An 11743-nucleotide genomic window follows, 5' to 3' on the forward strand; every position below is an offset into this window, starting at 1 on the left:
TGTCGTTAACGTCGCAATGGGAAGCCCCTCAGGCGGGCGGCGGCGCGTCGGCCGTCGGCGACTTCGGCAGCCACCCGAGCTCGATGCCCGTGGAGAAGAAGTGCCGGAACTGGTAGACGAGGGGGCTCCAGCGCCGCGGATCCGGCAGCAGCGTGCCGGGCTTCAGGATCTGGGGATCCGCGTGCACGCGCAGCACTTCCGCCTCAACCATGTAGTAGCTCTCGCCGAGCCCAGGCGTCGCGCGGGCGACGCGCGCCTCGAACTGCAGCTGGCACTCTGCGACGCGAGGAACCGAAACCATCTCGGAGTCTTCGGGCGTGAGTCCGGCAGCCTGGAACTTGTCGGCCTCGAACCGATACCTCGACTTATCCGCAGGCACCGGGTTCCGGCCGGTCGTACCGTCGAGCTTCAGGACCGATCGCCAGAGATCCCCCGACGGGAAGTTCACCGTGATGTCGGGCCGTGCTAGGAGGTTCTCCGCGGTCTGCCCCGCGGCCTCGAGCCCGAGCACGAGCATAGATCCGAGCGCCCAGTAGCTCGACGCGGGCGCGAGGTTTGCGGACCCGTCGGGATTCTCGGTGGCAATCAGGTAGGCGGGGGTGCCGACGTAGAGAGTCTCAGGGTGGGCGACGACGTGATCCATATCTCGATCGTATGGCCCCGAATCGCGTCGACGCCCCGCACGGGCCGGTGCGGGGCGTCGACGAGGTGGATCAGTGCGAGATCGCCCGACGTACGGCGGCGATGACGTTCTCAGTCGTCATGCCGCGCGCGGCCATCGCCTGATCCGCCGGGGCCGACAGGCCGAACTCGTCAATCGAGACGATCTCACCGCGGTCGCCGACGATCTCGCGCCACGACGCACCGGATGCGGCCTCGACGCTCACGCGCGCGGTCAGCTCGGCCGGCAACACGCTCTCGCGATACTCCGCAGGTTGCTGGCGGAACCACTCGAAGCTCGGCATCGACACCACCCGCAGCTCGAGCCCCTCGGCCGCGAGCAGCGCAGCGGATTCGAGAGCGAGCGCGACTTCGCTGCCCGTCGCGATGATGAGCGCGGCGGGTGATTCCGCATCGCGCACGACGTACGCACCGCGGCGCACGCCGGCTGCGACGGCCTCGCGCGACACGTCGAGCACCGGCACGCCCTGGCGGCCGAGCACGAGGCCCGCGGAGGCATTGCGCTCAAGCACGTTCGCCCACGCGGCGACCGTCTCGTTCGCGTCGGCGGGGCGGATCACCGTGAATCCGGGGATCGCGCGCAGCGATGCCAGGTGCTCGATCGGCTGATGGGTCGGCCCGTCCTGGCCGAGCGCGACAGAGTCGTGCGACCACACGTACGTGACGGGCGTCTGCATGAGCGCGGCGAGGCGGATCGCGGGGCGCTGGTAATCGCTGAACACCAGGAAGGTGCCGGCGAAGACGCGCCATCCGCCCGAGAGCGCGATGCCGTTCATCGCCGCGGCCATGCCGTGTTCGCGCACGCCCCAGTGGATGTTGCGGCCGCGCGGCGTGCCGAGCCCGGTTGAGACGGGCAGGAAGGATCCGCCGTCTGCGATCGCCGTGCGGTTCGGCTCGGCAAGATCCGCGGATCCGCCCCACAGCCCCGGCACCGCGGCCGCGATCGCCTGGATCGCGGCGCCCGATGCGTCGCGAGTCGACACGGATGAGCCGGCCTCGTACACAGGCAGGTTCTCGGCGAGGTCGGCCGGGAGTGCGCGCGAGATGAACGCGTCGTGCGTCGCGGCACGGTCGGCATCGGCCCCGCGCCAGTCGGACCACTGCGCGTTCCATGCGGCGTGCAGCTCGGCGCCGCGATCGACGACGGTCGCGATCTGTTCGATCACGTCGTCCGCGACGTCGAACGGCGCGCGATCGGATCCGAGCACCTCGCGCAGGGCGGACGTCTCGTCGGCGCCCAGCGGCGCGCCGTGCGAGCCGGCCGTGCCGACCGCGCCGGGCGACGGGAACGCGATCTGCGACTTGAGGATCACGAGGCGCGGTTTGCCCGCGCTCTTCTCGGTGCGCAACACCTCATCCAGACGCTCGATGTCGACGTCGCCGTCGGCGGCAAGACCGACGGTGACGACGTGCCAGCCCTGCGCGGTGAAGCGCGCCGCTGCATCCTCCGAGCTCGTGAGCCGGGTGTCGCCCTCGATCTGGATGTCGTTGTCGTCGTAGACGACGGTGAGGTTGTCGAGCGCCATGCGTCCAGCCAGCGCGCCGGCCTCGTACGACAGGCCCTCCTGCAGGTCGCCGTCGGAGGCCAGCACCCACACGTGGCGGTCGAACGGCGATGCGCCGGGCGCGGCGTCCTCATCGAACTCGGCGCGCTCGTGAACGAACCCCATCGCCATGCCGACCGCCGTCGCGAGGCCCTGACCGAGCGGCCCGGTCGTTGTCTCGACGCCCGGCGTGTGCCCGTATTCCGGGTGTCCGGGGGTGCGGGATCCGAGGGTGCGGAACTGTTTGAGGTCGTCGAGCGTGACGTCGTAACCGCTGAGGAACAGCTGCGTGTAAAGAAGGATGCTTGCGTGGCCGCACGACAGGATGAAACGGTCGCGGCCGGCCCACTGGGGATCCCGCGGGTCGTGACGGATGTGGTTGCGGAACAGCAGCGTCGCGACGGGAGCGAGCGCGATTGCCGTGCCGGGGTGTCCCGAGGCGGCGTTGTTCACGGCGTCCGCCGACAGCAGCCGGGCGGTCGTCACGGTGTCGGAATCGATCAGGCTTCCCCAGGTCGATGCGGGAGCGATGGTGGGCGTCGTCATAGAGAACCTTTCGTCACAAGTGATTATGACGTCATAATGTCTCGAAACGCAACACGAGCACATTATCGCGGAAATACCCGACTTGCCGAACCGTTCACTCGTATGTCATCATGTCGTCATAATCAATTTCTCACCGTGACGTCGCGGTGAACCCGCAAGGAGGCAGGCATGGAAGGTCAGACAGGCCGCAGTAAATACCGCGCCGTCCGCGATGATCTGCTCCAACGCATCTCGAACCTCGAGGTCGGCGACAAGCTCGCCTCAGAGCAGGCCCTCTGCGAGGAGTTCGGCGTCAGCCGAATCACACTGCGCCACGCGGTCGACGGCCTCGTGCAGGACGGCTGGCTCACAAGGGAGCACGGCCGCGGCACCTTCGTGACCGAGCCGAAGGCCGGCGTGCACTACCCCGAGCGATTCGCCGAGGCGGTCACGGGGTTCTACCGCCAGCAGACGGCCGCAGGCCACGAGGTCACGACCCGCGTGCTGCGCCAGGAGCTCATCCCCGCCGACGAGACCACCGCTCGGATCCTCGATATCACCGCCGGCGAGCGCGTCATCGAGCTCGTGCGCCTGCGCTACGTCAACGACCAGCTGCACCAGCACGTTGTGACGCACCTTCCGTACGAAAAGTTCCCCGACTGCGCGACGCAGGACTTCACGTCGGGATCCCTGTACGACTACCTGCGCGACGCGTACGGCGTCACGCTCGCGCGCAACGACATGCGCGTGTCGGTCGCGGAGGCGGCACCGGATGTCGCCCTCAACCTCGCGGTCGAGCCCGGACTTCGCCTGTTGAGCGTCGCGTCGACCGTGTACGACGACCTCGATCGCCCGGTCGCCCACGGCACCGCGCGCCACACGCCGGTCAACGGCGAGATCGAATTCAGCCTGCGCGTTGCGGGCCCGAACCTCCAGGAGGCACGAATCTGATGCTGACGACGCACCTCAATGACGACACGCTGCTCTTCGCCGAGAACCTCGGCGGATGGCGCGACGCGATCGAACTCGTGAGCACCCCTCTCCTCGAATCCGGCAGCATCTCGCGCGAATATGTCGATGCAATGCTCGAATCGATCGCCGACGGCGGTACCTACATCGACCTCGGCTACGGCATCGCCCTCGCCCACGCGCGCCCCGAGCGCGGCGTGATCAAGACGGGCCTGTCGGCGCTCTGGGTGCGCCCCTCGGTGCTGCTGAACGACGAGGCGGAGCACCCGATCTCGTTCTTCGTGTGCCTCGCCGCGGCCGACTCGACGAGTCACCTCGAGACGATGGCCGAGCTCGGAGCCCTGCTCTCGGACGACGCGACGCGCGACGCGCTTCTCGCAGCAACCAATGCCGCCGATGCCCTGGCGGTACTCAAGTCAGGAGAAAGCAAATGACGAAATTCCTCGCGGTGTGCAGCACCGGCCTCGGCAGCAGCTTCATGGTGCACATGAACATTGACAAGGTTCTGAAGGAGCTCGAGATCGACGGCGTCGATGTCGATCACGCAGACCTCGGATCCGTCGCGAACGGCGACGCCGACGCGGTCTTCGTCGGCCGCGACATCGCCGACGCCGCCTCCCACCTGGGCGACGTTGTCGTCCTGGACAGCATCATCGACCTCGCGGAACTCCGCGACAAGGTCGCCGCCGCAGCGAAGCGCCACGGCCTCACCGACTGACTTCTGGCCCCGCCAGACGTAAGAAAGGAATGCATCTGACATGGATGCTGTTCTCGATGTCCTGCTCGACATCTTCACCCAGCCGTCGATCATCGTCGCGCTCATCGCCCTCGTCGGCCTCGCCGTTCAGCAGAAGTCGTTCAGCGACGTTCTGAAGGGTACGATCCGCACGATGGTCGGGTTCCTCGTGCTGTCGGCGGGCGCCGGCGTTGTCGTCGGATCCCTGGATCCGTTCGGCGAGATGTTCCAGTACGCGTTCAACGTTCAGGGCGTCGTGCCGAACAACGAGGCGATCGTCGCGCAGGTGCTGATCGATTACGGTTCGGCCGCCGCTCTGATCTTCTTCTTCGGCATGATCATCAACATCGTGCTGGCTGCCACGACCCGGTTCAAGTACGTCTATCTCTCGGGCCACGTGTCGTTCTACATTGCCGCGATGTTCGCCGTGATCCTCGGCGTCGCCGGGTTCTCGCAGTGGCAGGTCATCCTGTGGGGCTCGATCGCGCAGGGCATCTACATGGTGGTCTCCCCCGCGCTGGTACAGCCGTTCATGCGCCGCGTGACGGGCGGCGACACCGTCGCGCTCGGCCACACCGGCGGTGCGGGCATCGCGTTCGGCGGGCTCATCGCGTGGCTCACGCGCGGCAAGGGCAACTCGAAGTCGACCGAGGAGATGAACTTCCCCAAGGGACTCAGCTTCCTACGCGACACGACCGTGATCGTGGCACTGTCGATGGCCGTGATCTACATCATCGTCGGGCTCTTCGCAGGCCCGACGTACATCGAGGGCGAGCTCTCGGGCGGCACCAACTTCATCGTGTTCCTGATCATGCAGGCGGCGACCTTCTCGGGCGGCGTGTTCATCATCCTGGCCGGCGTGCGCGTGATCCTCGCCGAGATCGTTCCGGCGTTCAAGGGCGTCTCCGAGCGCCTCGTCAAGAACTCGAAGCCGGCGCTCGACGTGCCGATCATCTTCACGTTCGCCCCGAACGCCGTGCTCATCGGCTTCCTCGTCAGCTTCGCGGGCGGCATCGTCGGCATGCTCGGTATGGTCGCGCTCGGCACCACGATCGTCATCCCGGGCGTCGTTGCGCACTTCATGACGGGTGCGGCCGCGGGCGTCATCGGAAACGCTGCCGGCGGGCGCCGTGGAGCCGTGATCGCGTCGTTCGTGAACGGCCTCGCCATCACGATCCTGCCGCTGCTGCTCCTGCCGGTGCTCGGCGACATCGGGCTGTCGAACGCGACGTTCTCGGACGCCGACTACGGCGTGTTCGGCCTGATCCTCGGTGGCCTCTCCGAGGCCGGCGGACAGATCGCGATCATCGTCGGCATCGTCGTGTCAGTCGTCGCACTGTACGTCATCACCTTCGCGACCCGCGGCCGCAAGGCCAAGAAGGCCGCGGACGCAGAGAAGGAATCCGTCGCGTAACCCGCGCACATCACACTGGCGGGGCGGAGGCGTGTCCCCTGCCCCGCCATCTCTCGTAGAAAATGGATCCATGCAGCAGATTCGCCTTGCCGTCTCCGGCCTCCTGTTCGACAACGACGGTGTACTCGTCGACTCCCTCGAGCCCGCGGCGGTCGCGTGGGACGCCTGGGCGGCAGTGTACGCGCCGACGTTCGACTTCCGCACGCAGGTCGAGCACGGTGTACGTGCCGCCGACACCGTGGCCACGCTCGTCGCGCCCGATGTCTTCGACGAGGCGATCGCCGCGCTCGACAAGGCCGAGCTCGACGGATCCGACGTGTGCGATGCGCTTCCCGGCGCCGTCGAGCTGACCCGCTCGTTACCCGTCGAGCGCTGGGCCGTGGTGACGTCAGCGATCCGCCCGCTGGGTCTCGCCCGGCTGGCTGCAGCAGGACACGCAACGCCGCCGGCGGTGATCAGTGCGGATGACGTCTCGCGCGGCAAGCCGGATCCGGAGCCCTATCTGAAGGGTGCCGAGGCGATCGGCGTCTCCCCCGCAGACTGCGCGGTGTTCGAGGACGCGCCGGCGGGCATTGCGGCCGCGCGCGCCGCCGGCGTCAAGTACGTCATCGGCGTGGGTGACCACCTCGAGGGCGCGATCGTCGACGCGCACGTGCACGACCTGTCGCAGGTCTCCTACGACGGATCCGTGTTGACGATCTCCGCCTAGATCCGCGTCATCGCGAGCAGCTCCTGCTCGAGAGCCCGCTGGTCGGCCTCGTCGAGAACCGTGCCCCACAGCGGTGCCGATGACACGCCGTCGGTAGCGGCGATGATGAGGCGCACCGTCGAATCCGCCAGGCCATCGGCCATGAGCTCGTCGCGCCAGCGGCGTCCGTCGGCATCGGACATCTCTTGGATCGGCTTCTCGGTCATCAGCTGCGCCGCGACGGCGATGACCTCGCGCACGCTGTCACCCGCGGCATCCGCGAAGCTGATGCGGATGTATGCGCGGGTGAGGCGGCCGGGCACCCCCTCGGGCTCGGGCTGCGCCGCCTCGTACACGCGCGTGCGGAAGCTCTCGAACAGGTCGATCGCGCCGGCCCGCAGCAGATCATCCTTCGTCGGGAAGTGGTAGAGCAGCCCGCCCTTCGACACCCCGGCGGCCTTCGCCATGTCGGCGAGCGAGGCGCCCGCGCCGCGCCGCGCGACGAGCGTCATCGCGGCGTCGAGAATCATCCGCCGCGTGTCATCGGTCGCGCGCCCAGCCGTTCTGCCCATGTCAGCTCACCTTACTGGCGACGACCTCCCGCGATGCGCGCACGCTCGGGATGAGGAAGAATGCCACCGCCGCGCCCGCCAGCATCACGCCCGCGGCAATCAGCGTGGTCGACTGCATCGCGACGACGAAGGCCTCGCGGGCCGCCTCGAGCGCGTGCCCCTCCGGCAGTGCGGCGACCGCGGTCGCGAGCGAGTCGCGGGCTGCCTCCGGGGTTCCTGCCGGCAGGCCGAAACGGTAGATGGCCGTGACCACGGAACCGAGAACCGCGATGCCCATCGCGGCGCCGAGCTCGTACGCGGTCTCTGAGATCGACGACGCGGCGCCCGCCTTCTCCTGCGGAACGGCGGAGACCACGGCGTCGACGCTGAGCGTCTCCGAGATGCCGATGCCGAAACCGAGCGGCACCATCGCGATGAGCACGAGCGAGAGATGCTCGGATCCTTCGACGAGGCCGACGACCAACAGACCGACGGCACCGACCGTCAGGGCGAGCGCGATCGCGCGCCCTCGGCCGAGCTTCGCGAGCAGGAAACCGACGGCGGTGATCGCGAGCATCGAGGCGATGGCCGCCGGCAGCTGCGCGAGGCCCGCATCGAGCGCGCCGAGGCCCCGGGCGAGCTGCAGGTACTGCGAGAAGAAGAACAGCACGCCGCTCATCGCGAACACCGAGATGAAGTTCACGGCGACGGCGCCCGAGAACGAGCGGTTGCGGAACAGCTCGACATCGATCATCGGATCCGCGCTCCTGCGCTGTCGGCGCACGAACCAGACCGCGCCGACGACGCTGACTGCGAGCGCGATGACGGCGGGCACGCCAAAGGATCCGCCCGCAATCTGCTTGATCGCGTAAACGAACGGGATGATCGCGAGCATCGACAGCGCGCTCGAGATGAGATCGAGCCGGTGAGGCGAGGGGTTCTTCGACTCGGGCAGCACCCACCACCCGAGCGCGATCACCGCGAGCATCACGGGCACGTTCACCAGGAATACAGATCCCCACCAGAAGTGCTCGAGCAGCAGGCCGCCCACGAGCGGCCCGAGGGCAATGCCGCTCGCCGCGGCGGCCGACCAGACCGCGATCGCGCGGGTGCGCTCCTTGGGGTCGGTGAAGATGTTGCGGATCAGCGACAGAGTGGACGGCATCAGCGTCGATCCGGCGACGCCAAGCAGCAGGCGCGCCGCGATGAGAATCTCGGCCGACGGTGCGAACGCCGCGAGCACCGAGGCAGCACCGAACGCCGCGGCGCCGATCAGCAGCAGCTTCTTGCGACCGACGCGGTCGGCGAGGTTGCCCATCGTGACGAGCAGCCCGGCGATCGCGAACGAATAGATGTCGCCGATCCACAGCACCTGGGTTGCCGTGGGGTCAAGGTCGCGCGCGAGCGCCGGCACCGCGAGGTGCAGCACCGTGGCGTCGATCGTGAGCAGCAGCACTGCGCCGATAAGCACGGACAGGCTGAGGTAGCGACGTGCGGTGGTCATGTCGAGATCCTTTACTTTACCGTCTGGTCGGTACAGTTTGAAGGATCTTGTTGTGGGGATGCTGGGCACGATGGGCTCGGTTATCGCGATGTCGCAACCGATCAACGTTATGGCGAAACTGCGATAGAGCCGCTTCATTGCGATATCACGATAGGAGCGTGCCACGGGACGACCAACAGCCAAGATCCGCGTTCCGACTGACATCGCCACGGCGCACTGACGCGCGAGCACCTCGTTCGTGAAATTGCGTCTTGGGAGGTGCGTGCCGCGCCCCTCGCTCGTGGTTCAAGCGCTCGAAGACATCGACGCGATTCTGCGCTCGGAAGTTCCCGTCGACGGTGCCCACACCAACCTGCACCGCGACCTTCGTCGATTCACGCGCAATCTGCTCGACGATCGCGAAGTGGGCGCCTGAGGTTCTGCCCACATCGAGCGATCGTCGACTTCACGACCGCACGTCCCACGTGACACCCGAGACGCGCAGGCTCGCGCGGTGCGCGGTCTGCTCGATGAGTGCGGCGTTGGCCCCGTCGACGGTGCGGGCGAATTCGGTCGCCTGCTCGACGCTGCGACCACCGAGGGTGTGGCGTTCGACGAGCCGCCGCTCGCGCTCATCGGCGGGAGCCTCACAGAACCACGCCTCGTCGAGCAGATCGCGCACGCGGATCCACGGATCCTGCTCTGAGAGCAGGTAGTTGCCCTCGACAACCACGACGCGAGCTGACGGCTCGATCGCGACCTCGCCGGCGACGGGCTCGTCGACCTCGCGGCGAAAGCTCGGGGCATAGACCGTGTGATCCGTCTCGCGGCGCACGCGCTCGAGGAGAGCAACGAATCCGTGCCCGTCGAAGGTGTCGATCGCGCCCTTGCGCGCGCGGCGGCCGAGCCGGTCGAGAGTGCGGTTCGCGAGGTGGAAGCCATCCATCGGCAGGTGCGTCGCGCGCTCCCCCAACTGCTCGACAAGTGCCGTCGCGAGCGTCGTCTTCCCGCTGCCCGGACTGCCCGCGATGCCGACGATTACGCGCGGTGAGGACCCGGCGAGTGCATCGATTCGGGCGATCAGGGTGTCGAGGGGCATGGAGGGAGTCTGGCAGAAGATTTCGTTGAGTGTCTCGTGGTGAAAGGCGACGGGCGCAGCCTTTCATGAGGAGCTCCCGCCTCGACCAAGCGCACAATTATGGCTAGAATTGAATCATGACTAACGCCACATTAGGAGTTCGAGAACTCCGAGATGGCCTCAGCCGCCACCTTGCCGCAGTGCGCGATGAGGGCGTGGAGATCACCGTCACGGATCATGGAACACCGGTCGCGCGAATCACCCGGATCGTCTCAGAGTCCGGGGTGGAGCGACTACTCCGTGAAGGCCTCGCGCGCGCTGCGACCGCTCCCCGGGAGCCGCTCCCCGAGCCCATCCTCACCGCAGGCACCGTGAGCGATCTCGTGGCTGATCAGCGCGGATGACGGCATACTTCGACACGTCTGCGCTGATCCCGCTGATCATCAAAGAACCGAGCAGTGCGATCTGTCTGAGTGCATGGGATGCGGCAGGTACGGTCGCTTCGAGCGCGCTCGCGTACGTCGAGGCCCACACGTCGTTCGCCCGCGCCCAGCGCATGGGGCGACTCACTGAGGAACAGCTCGACCGCGCGCTGGGGCGTTTCGATCACCTCTGGCGCCAGGTCGTCGTCCTCACGCCGACCGACGCCATCCTCAGCGAGGCCGCGCTGCTCGGCCGACGTCATGCGTTGCGCGGGTACGACGCCATACACTGCGCCTCAGCCCTTGCAGCCCGTGACGAGAGCATCTATGCCGTCAGTGGTGATCAGGCCCTACTCGAAGCGTGGCATGAGCATGGGGTTGTGACAGTGGATGCGAATCAGCGGCGTACGCCATGACATCGCCGGGCGCGCGTATGTCGACCGAGGATGAAAACGCACCGCTCACCGCCCCGTGTTCTCCCCCTGGAACAGCTCGGCGATCTTCGCGTTCTCGTAGCCGAATCCCGGCCCCTGCGGGGCGTGAATGAGCCCGTTCGCATCGACCTCGGGATTGACGTTGATCGGGTTGCTGTGGATCAACGCCTCGTAGTAGGTCGTATTGCTGATCGCCATGCAGAGGTGCTGGTGCACCACCGAGGGTCCGTGCACCTCGGCGCGCATGCGGAACGCGTTGGCAAGGTGTGCGATGCGCATTGCCCCGGTGACCCCGCCCTTGAGCGGCGTGCTGACACGCACATACGCGGCGCAGCCGTTCACGAGGAAGTCGGCGGAGTTCGGCGATCCGGGCGCATGCGCGGGAGGAGGGCTTGTCGTGAACTCGCGACTCAGGCGTTTCGGCCGAGGCCCTCGAACGCTCCGCGCAGCTGCTCCCGCACGACCGGATCGTGCACGTACATGTACGTGCCGCGCATGCCGCGGGTCATCAACACGACGTAGATGTTGACGATCAGCGCACGCAGATCCTCGTCCGTGACGGCTACCCCGTACTTCGGGCTGTTCTCCTTGCCCTTCGTATCGAAATAGTTCGCGCGATCGATGCGGATCCGGCCGGCCTCGTCATCCCAGCGCACCTCGGGCCCGACGATCACGCCGGCGTAGTTGAGGTCGTACCCCTGCACGGTGTGGATCGAACCGACCTCGTCCGCGGACCCAGATGAGTTGATCCAGTCGCGCGCGGCCACGTTCCAGCGCATTCGGAAGTCGCCGATCTCGATGTCGTATGCGTGGGCGTCCTTCTTAGACTTCCAGCGGTACCCGTACCCCGCGAGCATGCGGGAAAGACCAACTTCTGCTTCGCGCTTCGAGATCTCGAGTGGAGTCCCGCATAGTGGTGTAACGCGCGGTGGCCTGCCTCGTCTCTGACGTAGACGCGGTCACCGTGTGATCCTTCGAGGAAACCTCCTACAGCCTCTCGAACGGAAGACACACGATGACCGCTCCTCACATTGTCGACTCTGCCACCGTCCTGCGTGAAGCGCTCGGCGACGCGTCACCCGATCTGATGCGGCAGCTGCTGCAGACGATCATCAATTCGCTCCTGTCTGCCGAAGCCGACGCGGTCGCAGGAGCCGAGTACGGACAGCCCTCTCCTGACCGGGCCACCCAGCGCAACGGCTACCGCCACCGTGATCT

The 11743-nt window shown here is 67.2% G+C and carries 16 protein-coding genes; 9 read left to right on the forward strand and 7 right to left on the reverse strand.

Annotation, left to right across the window (positions count from 1 at the left end):
• Positions 1 to 28: 28 nt before the first annotated feature.
• Both G510_RS0109340 and tkt read right to left on the reverse strand, forming a co-directional pair.
• Entirely contained in the window at positions 29 to 643 is a 615-nt protein-coding gene (locus G510_RS0109340) for a flavin reductase family protein (protein ID WP_029153429.1), read from the reverse strand.
• Positions 644 to 713: 70 nt separating this feature from the next.
• A complete protein-coding gene (tkt, locus tag G510_RS0109345; protein WP_029153430.1) occupies positions 714 to 2771 on the reverse strand; it encodes a transketolase in 2058 nt (685 codons plus the stop codon).
• Positions 2772 to 2939: 168 nt separating this feature from the next.
• Here tkt and G510_RS0109350 point away from each other — a divergent pair, with 168 nt between their 5' ends.
• From G510_RS0109350 to G510_RS0109370, 5 genes are all read left to right on the forward strand, one after another.
• Positions 2940 to 3701 carry a GntR family transcriptional regulator gene (locus G510_RS0109350; protein ID WP_029153431.1) on the forward strand — a complete coding sequence of 254 codons (762 nt, stop codon included), beginning with the start codon at positions 2940 to 2942 and terminating at the stop codon, positions 3699 to 3701.
• The gene (locus G510_RS16210; RefSeq protein ID WP_036322657.1) at positions 3701 to 4153 is read left to right on the forward strand and encodes a PTS sugar transporter subunit IIA; all 453 of its coding nucleotides are present in this window, start codon (positions 3701 to 3703) and stop codon (positions 4151 to 4153) included. Before G510_RS0109350 ends, G510_RS16210 begins: the two co-directional genes overlap by 1 nt.
• The gene (locus G510_RS0109360) at positions 4150 to 4437 is read left to right on the forward strand and encodes a PTS sugar transporter subunit IIB (RefSeq protein ID WP_029153432.1); all 288 of its coding nucleotides are present in this window, start codon (positions 4150 to 4152) and stop codon (positions 4435 to 4437) included. Before G510_RS16210 ends, G510_RS0109360 begins: the two co-directional genes overlap by 4 nt.
• A 40-nt stretch (positions 4438 to 4477) precedes the next feature.
• A complete protein-coding gene (locus tag G510_RS0109365; protein ID WP_029153433.1) occupies positions 4478 to 5869 on the forward strand; it encodes a PTS ascorbate transporter subunit IIC in 1392 nt (463 codons plus the stop codon).
• Between the two features lie 70 nt (positions 5870 to 5939).
• A complete protein-coding gene (locus tag G510_RS0109370; protein ID WP_036322661.1) occupies positions 5940 to 6578 on the forward strand; it encodes an HAD-IA family hydrolase in 639 nt (212 codons plus the stop codon).
• Here the strand turns inward: G510_RS0109370 and G510_RS0109375 are convergent.
• A complete protein-coding gene (locus tag G510_RS0109375) occupies positions 6575 to 7129 on the reverse strand; it encodes a TetR/AcrR family transcriptional regulator (protein WP_029153435.1) in 555 nt (184 codons plus the stop codon). The two genes, G510_RS0109370 and G510_RS0109375, sit on opposite strands and share 4 nt — an antisense overlap.
• Position 7130: 1 nt before the next feature.
• Positions 7131 to 8816 carry an MFS transporter gene (locus G510_RS16215; RefSeq protein WP_342664730.1) on the reverse strand — a complete coding sequence of 562 codons (1686 nt, stop codon included), beginning with the start codon at positions 8814 to 8816 and terminating at the stop codon, positions 7131 to 7133.
• A 58-nt stretch (positions 8817 to 8874) separates the two neighbouring features.
• Between G510_RS16215 and G510_RS18275 the strand changes: the two genes are divergently transcribed.
• On the forward strand, positions 8875 to 9027 hold the full coding sequence (locus G510_RS18275; RefSeq protein ID WP_157560512.1) for a hypothetical protein: 153 nt from the start codon (positions 8875 to 8877) through the stop codon (positions 9025 to 9027).
• Positions 9028 to 9057: 30 nt separating this feature from the next.
• On the opposite strand, the gene G510_RS0109390 is transcribed toward G510_RS18275, so the two are convergent.
• Positions 9058 to 9690 carry a nucleoside/nucleotide kinase family protein gene (locus tag G510_RS0109390; protein WP_036322667.1) on the reverse strand — a complete coding sequence of 211 codons (633 nt, stop codon included), beginning with the start codon at positions 9688 to 9690 and terminating at the stop codon, positions 9058 to 9060.
• 116 nt (positions 9691 to 9806) lie between these two features.
• Here G510_RS0109390 and G510_RS17935 point away from each other — a divergent pair, with 116 nt between their 5' ends.
• Positions 9807 to 10073 (forward strand): type II toxin-antitoxin system Phd/YefM family antitoxin, encoded by a 267-nt coding sequence (locus tag G510_RS17935; RefSeq protein ID WP_084644292.1) that lies wholly within the window; start codon positions 9807 to 9809, stop codon positions 10071 to 10073.
• Positions 10070 to 10507 carry a type II toxin-antitoxin system VapC family toxin gene (locus G510_RS0109405; protein ID WP_029153437.1) on the forward strand — a complete coding sequence of 146 codons (438 nt, stop codon included), beginning with the start codon at positions 10070 to 10072 and terminating at the stop codon, positions 10505 to 10507. Before G510_RS17935 ends, G510_RS0109405 begins: the two co-directional genes overlap by 4 nt.
• A gap of 45 nt (positions 10508 to 10552) precedes the next feature.
• Here G510_RS0109405 and G510_RS0109410 read toward each other — a convergent pair whose 3' ends face one another.
• Together G510_RS0109410 and G510_RS0109415 are read right to left on the reverse strand one after the other, a co-directional pair.
• Entirely contained in the window at positions 10553 to 10867 is a 315-nt protein-coding gene (locus tag G510_RS0109410; protein ID WP_029153438.1) for an enolase C-terminal domain-like protein, read from the reverse strand.
• Positions 10868 to 10935: 68 nt separating this feature from the next.
• Positions 10936 to 11418, reverse strand: a complete 483-nt coding sequence (locus G510_RS0109415) for a DNA/RNA helicase domain-containing protein (protein ID WP_281167439.1) — start codon at positions 11416 to 11418, stop codon at positions 10936 to 10938.
• A gap of 122 nt (positions 11419 to 11540) precedes the next feature.
• Between G510_RS0109415 and G510_RS0109420 the strand changes: the two genes are divergently transcribed.
• A partial coding sequence (locus tag G510_RS0109420; RefSeq protein ID WP_029153440.1) for a transposase occupies positions 11541 to 11743 on the forward strand: 203 nt, incomplete at its 3' end.

The organism is Microbacterium gubbeenense DSM 15944 (assembly GCF_000422745.1).
Taxonomy (GTDB): Bacteria; Actinomycetota; Actinomycetes; order Actinomycetales; family Microbacteriaceae; genus Microbacterium; species Microbacterium gubbeenense.

Bases quoted from the DNA above. Each gene is read 5' to 3' on its own strand.
- G510_RS0109340 (WP_029153429.1), bottom strand. From the start codon at position 643: ATGGATCACGTCGTCGCCCACCCTGAGACTCTCTACGTCGGCACCCCC.
- tkt (WP_029153430.1), bottom strand. From the start codon at position 2,771: ATGACGACGCCCACCATCGCTCCCGCATCGACCTGGGGAAGCCTGATC.
- G510_RS0109350 (WP_029153431.1), top strand. From the start codon at position 2,940: ATGGAAGGTCAGACAGGCCGCAGTAAATACCGCGCCGTCCGCGATGAT.
- G510_RS16210 (WP_036322657.1), top strand. From the start codon at position 3,701: ATGCTGACGACGCACCTCAATGACGACACGCTGCTCTTCGCCGAGAAC.
- G510_RS0109360 (WP_029153432.1), top strand. From the start codon at position 4,150: ATGACGAAATTCCTCGCGGTGTGCAGCACCGGCCTCGGCAGCAGCTTC.
- G510_RS0109365 (WP_029153433.1), top strand. From the start codon at position 4,478: ATGGATGCTGTTCTCGATGTCCTGCTCGACATCTTCACCCAGCCGTCG.
- G510_RS0109370 (WP_036322661.1), top strand. From the start codon at position 5,940: ATGCAGCAGATTCGCCTTGCCGTCTCCGGCCTCCTGTTCGACAACGAC.
- G510_RS0109375 (WP_029153435.1), bottom strand. From the start codon at position 7,129: ATGGGCAGAACGGCTGGGCGCGCGACCGATGACACGCGGCGGATGATT.
- G510_RS16215 (WP_342664730.1), bottom strand. From the start codon at position 8,816: ATGTCAGTCGGAACGCGGATCTTGGCTGTTGGTCGTCCCGTGGCACGC.
- G510_RS0109390 (WP_036322667.1), bottom strand. From the start codon at position 9,690: ATGCCCCTCGACACCCTGATCGCCCGAATCGATGCACTCGCCGGGTCC.
- G510_RS17935 (WP_084644292.1), top strand. From the start codon at position 9,807: ATGACTAACGCCACATTAGGAGTTCGAGAACTCCGAGATGGCCTCAGC.
- G510_RS0109405 (WP_029153437.1), top strand. From the start codon at position 10,070: ATGACGGCATACTTCGACACGTCTGCGCTGATCCCGCTGATCATCAAA.